Genomic DNA, 18,091 nt, shown 5'->3' with positions numbered 1-18,091 from the left:
TCTGCCAGAACGTTCTCCCGGAGAGGAACTTTAGACGTCCGCCGGGCCGGTCACGGTATGATGTCGCGGCTCGTCGACCGCTGCGGCGGTCGACAACGCTTTTTACCGTCGGAGTTCGTCATGCCACGCATCACCCATTTCAAATCCCCATGCCCCGAGGGCGTCAACAGCCAGATCCTGCAGATGGTCGTCGACTACCTGAGCGACATCAGCGCGGTCGGCCTTGGCCCGAGCAATCTGCTGTACAACGTCTATCAGTACGCAGTTGGCTATGAGGTGCATCTGTATCTGGAAGCGTTGAATGGCGAGAAGGGCACCGACGTCGAGTTGCTGGTCGCCACCGACGAAGATGATCCAGAGCAAGTGATCGGCTTTCTGTTGTACCTGCCGGTGCAGGGCGATTGGGAAGCGTGCAGCGTCGCCTATATGGCGGTGCGTGAAGGGCATCGGCGTCAAGGCGTGGCGCGGGCAATGATCGGCGAAATGGTCGGGCGTTATCCTCACGCGGAACTGGCCTGCACGGTCGGCAAAGTCCCGTACTTCGAAGCGCTGGGCTTTGAGGTGATTGGCCAGCGTGAAACCCAGGTGTTGATGAGTACCCGGCATTACCGCAGCAACGGCTTGCGCGGGTTTATCGATACCACGCCGATTTACCGGTCGCTGGAAGTGCAGCAGATCCACACCTATCTGCTGCAGAAAAACAGCAAGCGGGCGATGCTCGACGCCGAGAAGCAGCGCGATCGACACCTCGACCAGACCACCCGCCACACCGAAGAATTTGTCCGCCAGCGCCTGACCGTGCACTGATCCCGCCTCGGCGAAACAGCCCTTGCTGTGAATCCCGCAGCAAGGGCTTTTTTCTGCCCGACATTCAGCCGAGTTTGACGTTCATGGTGATCCGCGCCGTGAACACGTGCTTGCCCTCGGTATCGCGAATATCCACGGTGACGATCTTGTCCCCCGCGCTTTGCCAATCCACGCCCTCACCGCTGGCCACTGCCGTCACATCGGTTTTCGCCTTGGCCAGATATTCCACGCTCATGCCTTTGGGGATCCAGCGTGCGCCGGCCGGGATCGACACATCGGTCATCATCCCGGCGGCGAGTTCTGCGGCGTTGCACATGGCAATCGCATGCACAGTGCCGAGGTGATTGGTGATCTCGCGACGAAACGGCACCTGCACCGTCGCCGCGTTGGGGCGCAACTCGGTGACCAACGGGTTGATAGTGCTGAAGTACGGCGCGACCTGGCAGGCCATCTGACTGAACGCTTGCGGACCTGCGCTGTTGAACACGCTGAGAAACTGACTCATGGAAACGCCTCGCGGAAAGTGATTTTGCAGAATGATGTTCCGTTACAGAATAATATTCTGTAACGGAACGGTATTCGGTCTGCGGGAAATCTGTCAACCTGTGCGTGTTTTTTTCATGGGCACGACGGTGCCTTTCCCTCCCGATTTTCAGGCAGTGAGCCGCATGGACACCGCAGATCTACTTGAACGCAGCTACCCCGGCCGCCGCGCCGAGCTCAAACGCGACATCTTTCGCAAGGCGCTAAGCCTGTTCAACGAACAGGGGATCGAGGCCACCACCATCGAGATGATTCGCGCCGAGTGCGACACCAGTGTCGGGGCGATCTATCACCATTTCGGCAACAAGGAGGGCTTGGTAGCGGCGTTGTTTTTCACCGCGCTGGAGGATCAGGCACGGCTGCGCGACACCTATCTGGACGCGGCGCAAACCACCGAGGAGGGTGTGCAGGCGCTGGTGTTCAGTTATGTCGATTGGGTTGAACGTCAACCGGAGTGGGCGCGCTTTCAGTACCACGCGCGATTTGCCGTGACCAAAGGGCCGTTCAAGGATGAACTGGCGCAGAGCAACAAGATTCGCAATGTGCGTCTGCGCGACTGGCTGGCCGAATCGGGCCGCGCTGCCGAACTCCAGGCGATGCCCGCCGAGCTGTTGCCGTCGTTGATCATTGGCCAGGCCGACAGTTACTGCCGCGCCTGGTTGGCGGGGCGGGTGAAGGGCAGCCCGACGGATTATCGCGAGTTGCTGGCGCAAGCGGCCTGGCGCTCGATTCGCGCTGATTCGTTGCCGGACAGCTGATTTTTCGCAGACAAAAAAAGAGCCTCAAAGCTCTTTGATGGGGAGGAAGTAGAGCCCTCGAGGCTCAAGAGGCGCATGAAGCAAGGCACGGGCTTGATTGGGGTTCAGAGCACCCGTGCCTACGCAGCGCTCGAAGAGCGGAGCCACTGCGTGATTCCATCCTAGGAGTGTGCAAGTGGCGGCTCAAGTACCGCCAGTCGTCCGGGCAGCGGCGTGAACCTGGTACCCAGTTACCGACGTAATCCTTTGTGGGAGCGAGCCTGCTCGCGAAGGCGCTGTGTCAGGGCAATATTGAGTCGACTGACACTCCGTCTTCGCGAGCAGGCTCGCTCCCACAGGGAAACTCGGATGTTATCGCGATCCAGGCCAGCCTGATTTTTCGAGGGCAGCGAGCAGGGTGTCGGCATCGAGTCCCGGCACGGAGTGCCCGTTGCCCTCTGTGCTGTCACTCGCCACCAGGGCATTGATGATCGCTTCTTCAACCGCCTCGGTCGCGGCCAGAAACAGCTCGCTGATGTGGTCATTGTTGACCATGCGCAAACCGTCGCAGGTTGGCGCGCCTTTGCCTTCGTAGGCCGCCGGCGGGACGTGAGCGTTGCCGGTGGCGAAGGCGATGAAGATGTCGCCGCTGTGATCCTCGTTGCCACCGCCGGTACGCGCCAGCCCTAGACTCGCGCGCTGTGCCAGACGTGTGCATTGATGGGGCAACAGCGGCGCATCGGTGGCTAGGCAGACGACGATCGAGCCCATGCCCGGATGCGGCAACGATGCCCGCAAGAACGGCGAATCTTTCTGTTCCATATATCGCCCGACCGGATAGCCATCGACCCGCAACTCACTGCGAATACCGTGATTAGCCTGCACGATCGCACCGACGGTCCAGCCACCCTGGGCACTGCTCAAACGGCGCGACGAAGTGCCGATGCCACCCTTGAATTCGTGGCAGATCATACCGCTGCCACCGCCGACGGCACCTTCCATGACGGGACCGTCAACGGCTGCGGCCAGCGCTTCGGCCACATGTTCGGGCTGGACGTGAAAGCCGTTGATGTCGTTGAGCAAACCGTCAAAGGTTTCCAGCACCACCGGCATGTTCCAGTAGAGGCGACCGTCGTCGGGTTGCTGCTGGCGATCCAGTGCAATCAACGCATCGCGCACCACGCCGAGGCTGTGGGTGTTGGTGAACGCAATCGGGCTGGTCAGCAGACCCGCCTCGCGAATCCACTCAAGCCCGGTGGCGTCACCGTTGCCATTGAGCACATGCACCCCGGCAAAACACGGTTGCTGATTGGTCGAACCCCGGCGCGGTTCGATCAGCGTGACGCCGGTGCAAATGTCCCGCCCGGCGCTGCTGCGGCCGCGCACATTGCTATGGCCGACGCGTACGCCGGGAACGTCGGTGATGGCGTTGAGCGGGCCGGGATGCAATTGGCCGATGCGGATGTTGAGGTCACGGGCACGAGGTTTCATTGATTGTTGTCTCTCTAAAAAATGCAGGGTTATTCGCCGACCCCTGTGGGAGCGAGCTTGCTCGCGAAGGCAGTCGGACATTCAACATTGATGTCGACTGAGCCACCGCATTCGCGAGCAAGCTCGCTCCCACAGGGTTTTGTGAAATGTTCAAAAGGTCTTACTGGCCGTTCTTGACCTTGCTCCACACCCGCGTACGCACGCGCTCGGTGGCTTTCGGCAAAGGCTCAAGCGTGTACAGCGTGGCCATCGCCGTGGCAGACGGATAAACCGCCGGGTTGTCCCGCGTGGCTTCGGCCACCAGCGCTGTCGCCGCGCGGTTGCCATTGGGGTACGACAGATGATCACTGACCGGCGCGATCACTTCGGGGCGCAGCAGATAGTCGATAAAGGCCAGACCTTGAGGACGATTCGGCGCGTCCTTGAGCAGCACCAGCGTGTCGAACCACACCGGCGCGCCTTCCTTGGGCAGGCTGTAGGCGATCTTCACGCCGTTGTTGGCCTGCTCGGCATTGGTCTTGGCTTCGAGCATCGCTCCCGACCAACCGACCGCCACGCAAATGTTGCCGTTGGACAGGTCACTGATGAATTTCGACGAGTTGAAGTAAGCGATGTGCGGGCGCAGTTTGAGCAGCAACGCTTCGGCTTTTTTATAGTCCTCGGGATCGGTACTGTTCGGCGGCAGACCGAGATAGTGCAGGGCGACCGGCAACATCTCCGACGGCGAATCCAGCATCGCCACACCGCACTGGCCGAGTTTGGCGAGGTTGGCTTCGTTGAACACCAGATCCCAGGAGTCCACCGGCGCTTTGTCGCCTAGCGCTGCGCGCACCTTGTCGACGTTGTAACCGATGCCATTGGTGCCCCACAGATACGGCACGGCGTATTGATTGCCGGGATCGTTGTTGGCCAGTTTCGCCAGCAAATCGGCATCGAGATTCTTCCAGCCCGGCAGTTGCTCGCGTGGCAGCGGGGCGAGGGCACCGGCCTTGATCAGCGTCGGCAGGCTGAAGTTGCTGGCTACCACCACGTCGTAGCCGCTGCGGCTGGTCATCAGTTTGCCTTCGAGGACTTCGGCACTGTCGAAGGTGTCGTAGACCGGCTGGATACCGCTGTCGCGCTGGAAATCGTGGAGGGTGTTCGGGCCGATGTAGTCGTACCAGTTGTAAACGTGCACGCTCGGCGCGTCGGCAGCCATGGCGATTGAGCCGGCGCCAATACCGGCGAGCAGGCCCAGTTTTATGCCGAGGTTGATACAGCCACGGTGACGACGCATGATGCGGCACTCCTGGCCTGTGCAGGCCGGTGATGAACAAGAGTGGTCAGCCTATCGGGCCGGCCAGGCCTGACCCATTCCCATCATGGGTTACTCAAAAGGGGTAGTGCGTGGACGCGTTGCTGCAGGAGTTGCCAGTGCATCAAAGCCTGGCGCGGGTGTTTGCCCGTGTCGGTCAGGACGGTTTCTGGCGTGCGCTGGTGGACACGTTGCGGCTGCTGGTGCCGCTGGACAATGCGCTGGTGGCGCTGATGAAAGCCGGGCAGGCGCCGCAATTGCTGATCGACTTCGACAGCAAGGGCCGTCCCGACGAGCAGGAAGAACTGGCCGGTTACAGCGCCGGGATGTACCTGCTCGATCCGTTTTACCAGACCGCGTCGACCGGTATTGCCGACGGCTTGCACAGCCTGGCCTCGGTGGCGCCGGACCAGTTTCTGCACAGCGAGTATTACCAGAGCTACTTTCGCTCGGTGGTGGGCGAAGACGAGTTGCAGTTCATGATCAACGTCGAGGACGGCGTGCTCGGTTTGTCATTGGGGCGTGCGACGCCGTTCGACATGGCCGAGCAAGGCAGGCTGTTGTGCGTACGCGATTGGGTGCTGGCGGCGATGCGTCGGCATGTGCAGTTGCTGCCGCCGCAGGGCGCGGTGGCGCAAACGCTGGTCGGTGATCTGGCAACGTTGCTTGATCGTTTCGATGCGCGGCTGACGGTGCGTGAGGTCGATACCGCGCGGCTGATCCTGCAGGGTTTTTCCAGCAAGGCGATGGCCCAGCAGATGGGCATCTCGCCGGAGACGGTCAAGGTGCATCGGCGCAATCTGTATCACAAGCTCAATGTTACCGGGCATGGGGAGTTGTTTGCCTTGGTGCTGCGCCCTCACTAAAGATCATCAGCTGTACACATAAACCTGTGGGAGCGAGCTTGCTCGCGAATGCGGTAGATCAGTCAACCTCACTGGCGACTGACAAAACGCTTTCGCGAGCAAGCTCGCTCCCACAGGGGGATGTGCGTTGTTCAGGGGATCTTCTGGGTGTCAGATAGTGCGCTGGAAGACTAAAGCCTTGAGGCCGCTTTCAGGATCAATATCCGGAAACTCCGGCGGATTTTCCAAACGCTCTACAAAGCGCAGACTCGGCGCTTCCTGCGTCACGCCCTCAATCAAAAAATCCGAACCGAACGCCGGATCGTTCATGCACGCCAGCACTGTGCCTTGCGCCGTAAGCAATTCCGGCAGACGACGCAGTACGCGCTGGTAGTCCTTGGTCAGCAGGAAACTGCCTTTCTGGAACGATGGCGGATCAATGATCACCAGATCGTAAGGGCCGCTGTTGATCACCTTGCCCCAGGACTTGAACAGGTCGTGGCCGAGGAAACTGACTTTGCTCAGGTCATGGCCGTTCAAGCGATGATTGTCGCGGCCACGGCTCAGTGCCGCGCGGGACATGTCCAGATTGACCACATGGCTGGCGCCGCCCTCGATGGCTGCCACGGAAAAGCCGCAGGTGTAGGCAAACAGATTCAACACGCGTTTGCCGCTGGCCTGTGCGCGCACCCAATTGCGCCCGTAACGCATGTCGAGAAACAGCCCGGCGTTCTGTTTGCGTCCCAGGTCGACGCGGTACTGCAAACCGCCCTCGACGATGCTCATTTCATCAATCTCTTTACCCAGCAGCCATTCGGCGGTGCTCTGCGGCAAGTAGCGATGCTGGATCAGCAAGGTGTGCGCGCCAGACTGTTTCCATTCGACGGACTCCGTGAGCTCCAGCAGCAGCGCCTTGAGGTTTTCCAGTTGCTCAGGCGCCGGTTCCTTGAACAACGACACCAGCACCACACCTTGTAGCCAGTCCACGGTCAACTGCTCCAGCCCGGCCCAGCAGCGTCCGCGCCCGTGAAACAGGCGACGGGTTTCGCTCGGTGCGGCCGCGAGGGCCGGCAGCAGATGGGCGTGGAGGGTGGCGAGGGCTTCAGGGTTCATCGGTCAGGATCGGCAAGCAAAAGGGCCGGCATTTTAACCACAAATACGCCGTCACGAACGATTGCCGCTGACGGGCAAAAACGACGTTTCGCAAAAGACCTGTATCAAAAGTGAATTTCTGCAGAGCCCGCTGCTCATACCAGTTAAGCAGCGGATTCAAGCCGCTAAATCGTTAATGCAATTCAGGGAGTGCAGTTTCATGTGCCCAACACCGACGGCGGACGCGCACCTTCCTGGCGGGTTGATTCTGGTAGTCGAGGACGATCCGTTGATTCTGGAGTTTCTTTGCGAAATTCTTCAGGAGGAAGGTTTTAAGGTCGAGCCACATACCAGCGCCGACGCGGCTTCGCTATATCTGGAGCAACATGCGCAGCAAGTGGCGTTGTTGCTGACCGATATCACCATGCCCGGCACCCTCAATGGCGCTGATCTGGCCAACCTGGTCGGCGACCGCTGGCCGGACAAGCCGGTGATGGTCATGTCCGGCTATGAAACGCCCGAGACCTCCGGGGTCAAGCATTCGGTGGCGTTCATCAAGAAGCCCTGGGCCATCGGTCAATTGCTCGACTGCGTCGACAGCGCCTTCAAGTCCAAGGCTCTGCGCCTGCACTGACAAGTGCTACATTGCCGGGCACATTTGCCCGGCCCCTTGCCAGAGGAAGCGAACTTTTGTCTGCTCACGACACCCTTTTCAATCGCGCATTCGGCGCGTTTTTGTTCGACATGGACGGCACCGTCCTCAATTCCATCGCTGCCGCCGAGCGGATCTGGTCGGCTTGGGCCGTGCGCCATGGCGTCGATGTGGAAAGCTTTTTGCCGACCATTCATGGCGCGCGCGCAATCGATACCATCACCCGTCTGAACCTGCCGGGGGTGGATGCCGAGGCGCAAGCGGCGTTCATCACCGAGGCGGAAATCGGCGACGTTGAAGGCATTGTCGAGATTCCCGGCGCGGCGGCATTTCTCAACAGCCTGCCGAAAGATCGCTGGGCAATGGTGACATCGGCGCCACGGGGTCTGGCCTTGCGGCGGATGGCGGCAGCGGGGATTCCAGAGCCTGCGGTGATGATCACCGCTGAGGATGTGAAGGCCGGCAAACCCGATCCGGCCGGCTACTTACTGGCTGCCCAACGTCTTGGCCTGGAACCGCGTGATTGCCTGATATTCGAAGACGCCACGGTCGGCATTCAGGCTGCCGAAGCCGCCGGTGCGCCGTTGATGATCATCACCACCACACATCAGCATGCGCTGGAAACGGCCCATGCGACGCTGGCCAGTTACGCTGACATCCGCGTCGCAGTCGACAGCAACGGCCTGCACCTGCAACGCAACTGACACCCCCCAATCCCTGTGGGAGCGAGCCTGCTCGCGAAAGCATTGTCATAGCCACTATTGATCTTGGCTGACCCACCGCTTTCGCGAGCAGGCTCGCTCCCACATTTGTCCAGTGTCGATTGGAGGTCAGTAAACCCCCGGCACCCAACGCCAACTGCGCGCGCAATAGACGTCGTACTCCGCCCCAAAGTGTGCACGCAGCAGAGCTTCTTCCGAATGAATCCGGGCAATCAACGGGATCAACGTCAGCGCCGCCAGCATCAGTCCGACCACCGAGCGAAACGCCAGACCCAGCCAGGCGAGGGTGGCCAGCATCGCGACAACGGTCATTTGCGCAGACATTTTCATGGTCACCTCAACGAAGTCGCTGATGTTTGCAGTGTAGTGCGTGACCGACGATCAGGCGCCGCGCCGCCGGGGCCAACCCGATCTATGCTATCCGGAGCCTTTTTTGTGCGTGCGGGGTTTCGCGATGATCAACCTGGCCACTGCCCAGCTGTTTGCGGACTACAAGGTCTGGGCCAATCAACGCCTGTTCGACAGCCTTGAAGCGTTGCCAGCGGAGGAAATCACCCGCGAGCGCAAAACGATCTTCAAGAACATGCTCGGCACCTTGAACCACATTTATGTAGTCGATCGTATCTGGCAGGCTCACCTTGAAGGGCGCGAACATGGCTTCCAGTCCTCCCATGATCTGGTACACGCCAGGCTTGGCGACTTGCGTACAGCGCAGGCGGAAGTCGATGGCTGGTACAAAACCTGGAGCGCGCAGCAGACCGAAGCAGCGCTGAATCGCGACATCGATTTCAGATTCGTTTCCGGCGACGGCGGTACCATGAACGCCGGGGCAATTTTTCTGCATGTGATCAACCACAACAGCTATCACCGGGGCTGGGTGATCCAGATGTACTTCGAGATTCCACAGATGCCGCCGATGACAGATCTGCCGGTGTACCTGCGCGAAGTCGATGCGAACTTCAAAGCGTTCAGTGCGCCCCCGGTGGCAGCGGCGCCGACATGTGATGGGCAATCAACGAACGCAACCAGCGTTCCGCCGGATCGTTGTCGTTAACGCCGTTCCAGACCATCGACAATTCCGAAGGCACGATAGCAAATGGCGGGTCATCGGCGCGTAATGCGCTGCTGCCCTCGACCAGTGCACACGCGGCGAAATCCGGCACCGTGGCGAGCATGTCGGTGCCGGCCAGAATCGCCCGTAATCCGGCAAATTGCGGCACTGCCAGCACCACGCGGCGAGTGCGATTGACCCGCGCCAGATCGTTATCGATAGCCCCGCCCAGGTCCCCGGAAAACGACACCAGCGCATGCGGGCGTTCGCAGTAGTCGTCGAGTGTCAGTGCACCGGGACGGTCGTCGGCACGCAGGATCTTGCAGCGCAGATCGCGCAGTTTCTTGCGCTTGGCGTTGGCCGGCAGTTCGGTGGTGTAGCTGACGCCGACGGAGATTTCACCGCTCGCCAGCATCGACGACATCAACAGGAAGTTGACCCGGCGAATCACCACCACCACGTTCGGCGCTTCTTCGCGCAGTTGCTTGAGCAGCGGCGGCAGCAGGCCGAATTCGGCGTCGTCGGAGAGGCCGATACGGAACACGTCGCGGCTGGCCAACGGGTCGAAATCCTTGGCCCGGCTGACTGCTCCGGAGATGGTGTCCATCGCCGGTTGCAGTTCCTTGAGGATGGCCAGTGCCCGTTGTGTCGGTTCCAGTGTGCGGCCATTGCGCACCAACAGCGGATCATCGAACAGGTCGCGCAGACGGGCGAGTGCGGCGCTGACGGCGGGCTGGCCGAGGAACAGCTTTTCCCCGGCACGGGTCAGGTTCTTTTCGAACATCAGGGTTTCGAAAATCACCAGCAGGTTCATGTCAACGCGGCGCAGGTCGTTGCGGTTCATGCCGGAAGGCTCGTTTGGCGGCGGAGTCTTCTCAGTAAAGCAGCAATGGTTGTGGGCGTTGGGTCATTGGGCGGCTTCTGGATTTGCGCCCGCCTCAGGATTGCCCCTCACCCTAACCCTCTCCCGGAGGGAGAGGGGACTGACCGCGGTGTGCTGCAACAGACGTCGACCTGAAAGATCGCTGTCGATTATGGATTCACAGCGAATCCCTCGCCCTTGAAAGAGGGGGCTGACCGGGTTGTGCGGCAACAGACGTCGACCTGAAAGATCGCTGTCGATTATGGATTCACAGCGAATCCCTCGCCCTTGAAAGAGGGACTGACCGGGGTGTGCTGCAACAGACGTCGACCTGAAAGATTGCTGTCGATTATGGATTCACAGCGAAACCCACGCCCTCGAAAGAGGGGGCTGACCGGGGTGCGCTGCATCAAACGTGACCTGAAAGATCGCTATCGATTATGGATTCACAGCGAAACCCACGCCCTTGAAAGAGGGACTGACTGGGGTGTGCTGCAATAGACGTCGACCTGAAAGATTGCTGTCGATTCTGGATTCACAGAGAATCCCACGCCCTTGAAAGAGGGGACTGACCGGGGTGTGCGGCAACAGACGTCGACCTGAAAGATTGCTGTCGATTATGGATACACAGCGAAACCCACGCCCTTGAAAGAGGGGACTGACCGGGGTGTGCTGTATCAGACGTCGACCTTAAAGATTGCTATCGATTATGGATTCACAGCGAATCCCTCGCCCTTGAAAGAGGGGACTGACCGGGGTGTGCTGCAATAGACGTCGACCTGAAAGATTGCTGTCGATTCTGGATTCACAGCGAATCCGGCAAGTCGGCGCACTTCTCCAATTTCCCCCAATCGGTTCCCTCTCCCTTGGGAGAGGGCTAGGGTGAGGGGCCACAGACTGTCAGGCGCCGGTGATATCCGAGCCAGTCAGCACTTTCCTGAACGTCTCCACCAACGGCCGCAAATTGATGCGGTGCCACGCCGCCCACAAAGGCGTGGTCAGCGTCAACCACGGCAGCTCCCGCAACACCACCCCCGGCGGTGCGTTATGGCTCAAACCCTTCTGAATCATCGCAATCCCCAACCCCGACGCCACCAGCCCCAGCGCAGTAAAAGGCTCGGTCGCCTGCATGCGCACATCCGGGGTGAAGCCGGCGCGGATGCAGGCGCTGACGAACTCATCGTTGGCATCCTGGCGCGGTTGCACGCCGATCCATTCCTGAGCGGCCAGATCCTCCGGCTTTAACGAAACGAGTTGCGCCAGCGGATGATGTTCCGGCAACGCCAGCAGCATCGGCTCATCCAGCACCTGAAAGCCCACCAAATCAGGATCGTCATCGGTCGGCGGCTCACTCACCAAGGCAATATCGAGACTACGCTGACGCAGGCCCTCCAATTGCTCGGCGGAACTGAGGTTATACAGCGCGACATGCACATTGGGTCGATCCACGCGCAACACACGCAAGGCATTGGGCAGCACGCCGGCGTGCATGGCGTTCTCGATATAGCCGATGCACAAGCCACCTTCTTCGCCGCGACCGAGACGCTTGCCGAGGGATTCCAGACGATTGGCGTGGGTCAGCAGGGCGCGGGTTTCGGCAAGAAAAGTCTGGCCGTCGCGGGTCAGGCGAATGCGTTGCTGGCTGCGTTCGAACAGTGTCAGGCCCAGGCGCTCTTCGAGCTGGGCGATCTGTCGGCTCAGGGGCGACTGGGAAATATGCAGCCGTTCGGCGGCGCGGCCGACGTGTTCTTCCTCGGCGACTACAACGAAGTAGCGCAATTGGCGAATATCGATCATGTCAGACCTATAGGGACTCAAGTGCTGCGCATTATGTCTTGGACGGTCTCGGTGTCGCAATCTAGGATCTGCTCAACGGTCACACAGACCCAGAACCTATCGAGGAAAAACCAATGAGCTTGAAAGACAAACTGCCCGGCCAACTGGGCTTCGGCACCGCCCCCCTGGGCAATATGTTCCGCGCCATCCCCGAAGACGAAGCGCAAGCCACCGTGCATGCCGCGTGGGATGCCGGTGTGCGTTACTTCGACACCGCGCCGTTCTACGGCTCCGGCCTGTCGGAGATCCGCCTCGGCGAAGCACTGAAGCAATACAACCGCGCCGACTACGTGCTCAGCAGCAAGGTCGGCCGGGTGATTCTCGATGAAGTCGAAGACGCCGCCGCCCGCGATCTCGGCGAAAAAAGTGGTGTGTTCGAACACGGTCGCCCGAACAAGATCGTCAACGACTACAGTGCCGACGCGACCCTGCGCTCGATCGAGGACAGCCTCAAGCGCCTGCAAACCGATCGCCTCGACATCGTCTGGGTACACGACATCGCGCAGGACTTCTACGGTGATCAATGGCTGGAATACTTCAACCAGGCGCGCACCGGCGCGTTCAAAGTCCTCACCCGGTTGCGCGAAGAAGGCGTGATCAAGGGCTGGGGCCTGGGCGTGAACAAGGTCGAGCCGTGTGAACTCACCCTCGACCTCAGCGAAGCGCAACCGGATGGCTTCCTGTTGGCCGGTCGCTACACGCTGCTTGATCACGAACGCCCATTGCAACGGTTGATGGATTCGGCCCGAGCGCAGAACGTTGAAATCGTCGTCGGCGGTCCTTATAGCTCTGGGATTCTGGCGGGTGGCGCGCACTTCGAATACCAGCAGGCCAGCCCTGAAGTCATCGCCAAGGTTGAACAGATCAAACGCATCGCCGCTGCTTACAACGTCGATGTGAAAGCCGCTGCGCTACAGTTTTCGCTGGCCAATCCAGCGGTTGCTGCGGTGATTCCCGGCGCGAGTAAACCCGGTCGAATCGCTGAAGATGTCGCGGCGCTGTCGGCGATCATTCCTGCCGGTTTCTGGCAGGCCATGCGCGACGCCAAGCTGGTTTCCGAACGTGCACCATTGCCCATCGATGAGGTGAAAGCATGAAGATTGATCTGAGTGGAAAACTGGCCATTGTCAGCGGCAGCACTGCTGGTATCGGTTTGGGCATCAGCCAGTCGCTGGCCGAGTCCGGCGCTACTGTCGTGGTGATCGGTCGCGACACGGGCAAGGTCGAACAGGCGTTGGCGAGCATTCGCGAGAAGGTGCCGGGTGCGCAGCTGCGTGGTTTGACCGCCGATCTTGGTACTGCCGAAGGCGCACAGAAATTGTTCGCCGCTGAACCGCGTGCCGACATTCTGGTGAACAATCTCGGCATCTTCGACGCCGTGGATTTCTTCGAAGCGCCGGACAGTGAGTGGACGCGCTTCTATGAGGTCAACGTGATTTCCGGCGTGCGTCTGGCGCGGCATTACGTGCCGGCGATGGTCGAGCAGGGCTGGGGCCGGGTGATCTTTTTGTCTTCGGAGTCCGGCGTGGCAACGCCAGCGGACATGATCAACTACGGCGTGACCAAAAGCGCCAATCTGGCGGTGTCCCACGGCCTGGCCAAACGTCTGGCTGGCACCGGGGTGACGGTCAATGCGATCCTGCCGGGGCCGACATTCACCGATGGCCTGGAAGACATGCTCAAGGATGCCGCCGCCGAATCCGGGCGCAACCTGCGTGATGAAGCCGACGCCTTTGTGCGCAAGGCCCGCCCGACCTCGATCATCCAGCGTGTCGCGGATGTCGAAGAGGTCGCGCATCTGGTGACCTACATTGCTTCGCCGCTGTCCTCGGCCACCACTGGCGCAGCCTTGCGCGTCGATGGCGGCGTGGTCGACAGCCTGACTATCTGAATTCTGGAGAGACGTTTATTTATGCCAACAGCATCCGCAACCATCGATATCCCGGCTTCGGCCGATCAGGTCTGGCAATTGATCGGCGGCTTTAACACGCTGCCCGATTGGCTGCCGTTTATTCCCAACAGTGAACTGAGCGACGGCGGCCGTGTGCGCACCCTGCAAACCGCCGATGGCGGCGTGGTGGTCGAGCGACTGCAAGCGTTCGACAACGCTGCCCGGACTTACAGCTATTCAATCGAACAGGCACCGTTCCCGGCCACTGATTACCTGGCGACGATCAAGGTCGAAGCCCAGGGGCAGGGCGCGCGGGTGACGTGGTCGGGGCGCTTCAACGCCAAAGGCGTGAGTGATGAGGAAGTGGTGGCGCTGTTCAGCGGCATCTATCAGGGTGGACTCGAAGCACTCCGAGCCAATTACCCAACCTGAGTTGATGATCGTTCCCACGCTCTGCGTGGGAATGCAGCCCGGGACGCTCCGCGTCCCTTTCGCAAGCTGGAACGCGGAGCGTCCCTTGAGATATTCCCACGCAGAGCGTGGGAACGATCATGTCGGGAGTCAGGAGTTTTCGATCAGGCTCTGCCGGCAATCGAGCACCAGTTTCGCTCCACCCAAATCGCTGCTGGCGACTTCAAGACTGAAGCCATGCAAGCTGACAATCGCCGCGACAATCGACAGCCCCAAACCAAAACCACCCTGCGGTTGCCCACCTTCGGCACGATAAAAGCGCTGGAACACCGCCTCACGCTCAGCCTCGGGAATCCCTGGTCCTGAGTCGTGCACCTCAATCCGCGTTTGCCCCCCGGCGTTGACGCCACGCAGCATCACCGTGCCGCCGACCGGGGTGAACTTGATCGAGTTGCTCAGCAGATTCGCCAACGCTTCGAACAACAACGCCCGATCACCGTTGAGTGGCGGCAGTGTTTCCGGCATGTTCAGGTCGAAACGCAGCTCGCCTTCCTCGGCCAGCGGCAGGTAAAACTCATGCAGTTCTTCCAGCAACTGCACCGGATCGAGTTGGACAAAACCTGAACGGCGCTGACGATCCTCCAGTTCGGAAATCCGCAGCAAGCCGCGGAACCGCGCCATCAGCGTGTCCGCTTCGGCCAGCACCAGATCCAGTTGCGCCGCTTCCTGCGAGCCTTCGCCAGCCTGCTGCTGCATGCGATACAACTGCGCGCGCAGGCGCGTCAGTGGCGTGCGCAAATCATGGGCGATGTTGTCGCAGACGCCTTTGACTTCATTCATCAAGCGTTCGATGCGCTCGAGCATGGCGTTGACGATGGCGGCGAGCATGTCCAGTTCATCGCGGCGATTGGACAACGGCAAACGGTGCGTCAGGTCGCCGGCCACAATCGCCTGGGCGCTGTCCTGAATCGCCCGAATTCGTCGCAACGGCCGACGGCGCAGCAAATGCCAACCGGCGATGCCCGGCAGAATCGTCAGCGACACCCCCCAGAACAACGCATGCAAAATGATCCGCGTCACCGCAAACAGCGAGCCGTTATCGCGCAGCAACACCAGCCAACGGCCGTCGCGAGTTTGCGTGGCCACCGCATCGCAGCTGTCATTGGGCAGGGTTGGGTCGTCGGAGTCGGCGCAGTCGGCGAGCATGTGGATCTTGCCATCCAGCGGCAGGCCCTCGGGGATCTGCTGCAACGCGCCGCCGAGGTAAACGCCATCGGCGTCGAACAAGCCATAGGCATCTATGCCGCGAATATCGAAAGTCATGCTGGCGGCGAGAGCGTCTTCCAGCTGTGCGCCGCGAAAGTGCGAGAACAAGTGCTGACGTTGCATCAGCGAGTGTTTGGCAAGGTTGTCGAGGTAGCCGGAGACCTCGTAATACATGACCCCCATGAGGATCGCGCTCCAGGCTACAAACAGCGAACTGTACAGCGCCAGTAAGCGGCTGCTGGAGGAGCGCCAGCCGTCAGACGGGTTCGGCAATGACATAACCCGAGCCCCGTACGGTGCGGATCAGCGGCACATGGCCGGCGGCGTCGATCTTCTTGCGCAGACGGCCGATGTGCACGTCGATCAGGTTGGTGCCGGGGTCGAAGTGATAGCCCCAGACCTCTTCGAAAATCATCATCCGCGAGAGAATCTGGCCGCTGTTGCGCATAAGGAATTCGAGCAGCTTGTATTCGGTTGGCAGCAGCGTCAGCACCTGCTCGGCACGTCGCGCTTCGTGGCTGATCAAGTCGAGTTCGAGGTCGGCGACCTGCAGCGTCGTTGCCTGAGTGGCGCCGCTGTTCTGCCGACGCAGCAATACTTCAACCCGTGCGGCCATCTCGTCAGTGGCGAACGGTTTGGTCAGGTAATCATCACCGCCAGCGCGCAAGCCGCGTACGCGCTCATCGACATCGGAGAGGGCGCTGATCATCAGAATCGGCGTAGCCACGCCCATGGTGCGCAGTGTAGTGACGATGGCCAGGCCATCGAGTTCGGGCAACATGCGATCAAGGGTTATCAAGTCGTAGTTGCCGCTCACGGCGCGGTCGAGGCCTTCGCGGCCATTGTCGACCCAGTCAACCTCTAGCCCGTGGCTGCTCAGTTCGGCGACGATTTCCCGGGCGGTCACGGCGTCGTCTTCGATGGTCAAGATACGAGTCATAGGCAGGCCTGCTGATCGGTTCAAACGGAATGGCAGCATTTTGCCAAGAAAATCCGCTGACGCTTTAAATTAACTTTCATGTTGTAGCTGTCGTTTGCGCGCCTTGGCGATTTATTTGCCGTAACGTTGATATCATCTGGCCATAAAATCAATCGGGAGTGGTTTCGTGCGTATTTCGCTTCGCCGTGGCTGGATGCCAACCATCGGTCTGTTACTGGTGCTGCTCAGCGCCTCGGCATGGGCGGCCAACACCCCGTGTTCCGGGAAGAAAGGTGGGATTGCCCGCTGCGACGGCGACCTGTTCCTGTGCAATGACGGCTCCATCAGCGGCTCGAAGAAAAGCTGCGCGGCGATGTTTGGCGAGCGCCAGCAGGCCCGTCCGCAAAGCTTCCTGCAAAGCGATGATGGCTGCGCTTGCGGCACCGGTTCGTTCTGCACCGGCCCACGCGGTGGCGTGTATTGCCTGACGCCCAGCGGTAACAAGAGCTACAAACGCAAATAACTGGCATTTGTGCCAATGCATAAAACCCGCTGTTATTCGGCGCTTGTTGCAATTTGCATGGTCTTAGGAAGTTCATTCTTTCTAACTGATTGAAACTAAAAGATTTATTTATTTATCGCGACTGGCACGGTCACTGCAATTCCTCTGATGACGAGTTGTAACACCATTTTTCATGCCTGGAGCAGAACAACAATGAATAGATCCCCTGATGGGTTTTATCCCGCCGTTGAAGAGTCGAGCAGCGTTTCGGGCGTGTCCTGGGGCGCGATTTTCGCCGGTGCTGCGGCTGCCGCTGCGCTGTCGATGATTTTGGTCCTGCTCGGGTTCGGTTTGGGTTTCTCTGCCGTTTCACCGTGGGCCGGAGAGGGCGTCAGCGCCAAGGGCCTGGGCATTTCAACGATTGTCTGGCTGGCGGCGACGCAGATCATCGCTTCCGGCATGGGGGGCTACATCGCCGGTCGCCTGCGGGTGAAGTGGGCGAACATGCACGGCGATGAAGTGTATTTCCGCGACACCGCGCACGGCTTCCTCGCCTGGTGTGTGGCCACGTTGGTCACTGCTGTTCTGGTGGTCGGTTCGGTCAGCAGCGTCATCAGTGGTGGTGTGCAGGCCGGTGCCAGTGTCGCTGGCGGTGCAGCCAGCGCCATGACCCAAGCGGCCGGTTCTGCTGCGGCCAACACCGACAGCAACCAGTACGGCTACTACATCGACAGCCTGTTCCGCGATGACCGCCCAGCCTCCGTCAGCGATGATGCCGCCCATGGCGCCGTGGCCCGGATCTTTGCGCAAAGCCTGGCCAACGGTCAGTTGAGCGCCGAAGACCGTACCTACCTGGCGCAACTGGTGGCGCAACGTACCAACCTGACTCAGGCCGACGCCGAACGTCGTGTTGACGAGATCTACGCACGCACCCAAAAAGCCCTGGCCGACGCCAAGCTGAAAGCTCAACAAGCCGCTGACACCGCTGCGAAAGTCGCTGCCTGGACCTCGCTGTGGATGTTCGTCTCGCTGTTGGCCGGTGCGTTCTTCGCCAGCCTCGCAGCCACCTTTGGCGGTCGTCGCCGCGATGCGGTCGAATACGTTGAAGTCGACACCTACACCACGACCACTCCAGTCCGTTAAACAAGGAGCATGACCATGCGCTCACTA

The 18,091-nt window shown here is 60.3% G+C and carries 19 protein-coding genes and 1 pseudogene; 11 read left to right on the top strand and 9 right to left on the bottom strand.

The window, feature by feature from the left end:
• Positions 1-120: 120 nt before the first annotated feature.
• Positions 121-807, top strand: coding sequence for a GNAT family N-acetyltransferase (locus tag ACZZ0G_RS00355; RefSeq protein WP_463554900.1), 687 nt, complete (start codon positions 121-123; stop codon positions 805-807).
• A gap of 64 nt (positions 808-871) precedes the next feature.
• Here the strand turns inward: ACZZ0G_RS00355 and ACZZ0G_RS00350 are convergent, their stop codons facing one another.
• A complete protein-coding gene (locus tag ACZZ0G_RS00350) occupies positions 872-1,312 on the bottom strand; it encodes a hotdog fold domain-containing protein (protein ID WP_463554899.1) in 441 nt (146 codons plus the stop codon).
• A gap of 163 nt (positions 1,313-1,475) precedes the next feature.
• Between ACZZ0G_RS00350 and ACZZ0G_RS00345 the strand changes: the two genes are divergently transcribed.
• The gene (locus ACZZ0G_RS00345) at positions 1,476-2,108 is read left to right on the top strand and encodes a TetR/AcrR family transcriptional regulator (RefSeq protein ID WP_463554898.1); all 633 of its coding nucleotides are present in this window, start codon (positions 1,476-1,478) and stop codon (positions 2,106-2,108) included.
• Between the two features lie 351 nt (positions 2,109-2,459).
• On the opposite strand, the gene ACZZ0G_RS00340 is transcribed toward ACZZ0G_RS00345, so the two are convergent.
• Both ACZZ0G_RS00340 and ACZZ0G_RS00335 read right to left on the bottom strand, forming a co-directional pair.
• Positions 2,460-3,578, bottom strand: coding sequence for a DmpA family aminopeptidase (locus tag ACZZ0G_RS00340; RefSeq protein WP_463554897.1), 1,119 nt, complete (start codon positions 3,576-3,578; stop codon positions 2,460-2,462).
• 160 nt (positions 3,579-3,738) lie between these two features.
• Positions 3,739-4,854, bottom strand: coding sequence for an extracellular solute-binding protein (locus ACZZ0G_RS00335; protein ID WP_463554896.1), 1,116 nt, complete (start codon positions 4,852-4,854; stop codon positions 3,739-3,741).
• Between the two features lie 110 nt (positions 4,855-4,964).
• Between ACZZ0G_RS00335 and ACZZ0G_RS00330 the strand changes: the two genes are divergently transcribed.
• Complete coding sequence (locus ACZZ0G_RS00330) at positions 4,965-5,738, top strand: helix-turn-helix transcriptional regulator (protein WP_463554895.1); 774 nt, start codon at positions 4,965-4,967, stop codon at positions 5,736-5,738.
• Positions 5,739-5,888: 150 nt separating this feature from the next.
• On the opposite strand, the gene ACZZ0G_RS00325 is transcribed toward ACZZ0G_RS00330, so the two are convergent.
• Positions 5,889-6,830, bottom strand: coding sequence for a class I SAM-dependent methyltransferase (locus ACZZ0G_RS00325; RefSeq protein ID WP_463554894.1), 942 nt, complete (start codon positions 6,828-6,830; stop codon positions 5,889-5,891).
• A 199-nt stretch (positions 6,831-7,029) separates the two neighbouring features.
• On the opposite strand from ACZZ0G_RS00325, the gene ACZZ0G_RS00320 reads away from it, so the two are divergent.
• Together ACZZ0G_RS00320 and ACZZ0G_RS00315 are read left to right on the top strand one after the other, a co-directional pair.
• Positions 7,030-7,443 (top strand): response regulator, encoded by a 414-nt coding sequence (locus tag ACZZ0G_RS00320; protein ID WP_463554893.1) that lies wholly within the window; start codon positions 7,030-7,032, stop codon positions 7,441-7,443.
• 56 nt (positions 7,444-7,499) lie between these two features.
• Positions 7,500-8,165, top strand: coding sequence for an HAD family hydrolase (locus tag ACZZ0G_RS00315; RefSeq protein ID WP_463554892.1), 666 nt, complete (start codon positions 7,500-7,502; stop codon positions 8,163-8,165).
• A gap of 126 nt (positions 8,166-8,291) precedes the next feature.
• Here the strand turns inward: ACZZ0G_RS00315 and ACZZ0G_RS00310 are convergent.
• Positions 8,292-8,456 (bottom strand): annotated as a pseudogene (locus ACZZ0G_RS00310) (methyltransferase family protein); the annotation flags it as partial.
• Between the two features lie 181 nt (positions 8,457-8,637).
• Between ACZZ0G_RS00310 and ACZZ0G_RS00305 the strand changes: the two are divergent.
• Positions 8,638-9,237 (top strand): DinB family protein, encoded by a 600-nt coding sequence (locus ACZZ0G_RS00305; protein ID WP_463554891.1) that lies wholly within the window; start codon positions 8,638-8,640, stop codon positions 9,235-9,237.
• Here ACZZ0G_RS00305 and ACZZ0G_RS00300 read toward each other — a convergent pair.
• Positions 9,152-10,078, bottom strand: a complete 927-nt coding sequence (locus ACZZ0G_RS00300) for a LysR substrate-binding domain-containing protein (RefSeq protein WP_463554890.1) — start codon at positions 10,076-10,078, stop codon at positions 9,152-9,154. The two genes, ACZZ0G_RS00305 and ACZZ0G_RS00300, sit on opposite strands and share 86 nt — an antisense overlap.
• Before the next feature lie 918 nt (positions 10,079-10,996).
• Positions 10,997-11,893: a LysR substrate-binding domain-containing protein gene (locus tag ACZZ0G_RS00295; protein ID WP_463554889.1), complete on the bottom strand. Its 897-nt coding sequence runs from the start codon at positions 11,891-11,893 to the stop codon at positions 10,997-10,999.
• 113 nt (positions 11,894-12,006) lie between these two features.
• On the opposite strand from ACZZ0G_RS00295, the gene ACZZ0G_RS00290 reads away from it, so the two are divergent.
• The 3 genes from ACZZ0G_RS00290 to ACZZ0G_RS00280 are packed head-to-tail and all read left to right on the top strand — an operon-like array spanning position 12,007 to position 14,255.
• Positions 12,007-13,029 carry an aldo/keto reductase gene (locus ACZZ0G_RS00290; protein ID WP_463554888.1) on the top strand — a complete coding sequence of 341 codons (1,023 nt, stop codon included), beginning with the start codon at positions 12,007-12,009 and terminating at the stop codon, positions 13,027-13,029.
• Positions 13,026-13,823, top strand: coding sequence for an SDR family NAD(P)-dependent oxidoreductase (locus tag ACZZ0G_RS00285; RefSeq protein WP_150650361.1), 798 nt, complete (start codon positions 13,026-13,028; stop codon positions 13,821-13,823). Before ACZZ0G_RS00290 ends, ACZZ0G_RS00285 begins: the two co-directional genes overlap by 4 nt.
• A 21-nt stretch (positions 13,824-13,844) precedes the next feature.
• On the top strand, positions 13,845-14,255 hold the full coding sequence (locus tag ACZZ0G_RS00280) for an SRPBCC family protein (RefSeq protein WP_463554887.1): 411 nt from the start codon (positions 13,845-13,847) through the stop codon (positions 14,253-14,255).
• 129 nt (positions 14,256-14,384) lie between these two features.
• On the opposite strand, the gene ACZZ0G_RS00275 is transcribed toward ACZZ0G_RS00280, so the two are convergent.
• Positions 14,385-15,779 (bottom strand): sensor histidine kinase, encoded by a 1,395-nt coding sequence (locus ACZZ0G_RS00275; protein ID WP_463554886.1) that lies wholly within the window; start codon positions 15,777-15,779, stop codon positions 14,385-14,387.
• Positions 15,757-16,440, bottom strand: coding sequence for a response regulator transcription factor (locus ACZZ0G_RS00270; protein WP_007914996.1), 684 nt, complete (start codon positions 16,438-16,440; stop codon positions 15,757-15,759). The genes ACZZ0G_RS00275 and ACZZ0G_RS00270 overlap by 23 nt, the downstream gene beginning before the upstream one ends.
• A gap of 193 nt (positions 16,441-16,633) precedes the next feature.
• Here ACZZ0G_RS00270 and ACZZ0G_RS00265 point away from each other — a divergent pair, with 193 nt between their 5' ends.
• Both ACZZ0G_RS00265 and ACZZ0G_RS00260 read left to right on the top strand, forming a co-directional pair.
• Positions 16,634-16,942: a YdcA family protein gene (locus ACZZ0G_RS00265; protein WP_463558805.1), complete on the top strand. Its 309-nt coding sequence runs from the start codon at positions 16,634-16,636 to the stop codon at positions 16,940-16,942.
• 192 nt (positions 16,943-17,134) lie between these two features.
• Positions 17,135-18,064: a hypothetical protein gene (locus ACZZ0G_RS00260; RefSeq protein WP_150775062.1), complete on the top strand. Its 930-nt coding sequence runs from the start codon at positions 17,135-17,137 to the stop codon at positions 18,062-18,064.
• Positions 18,065-18,091: the final 27 nt, after the last annotated feature.

The sequence above is a fragment of the Pseudomonas sp. AC169 genome (assembly GCF_979258515.1).
This window is presented reverse-complemented; position numbering and strand designations above follow the sequence as displayed.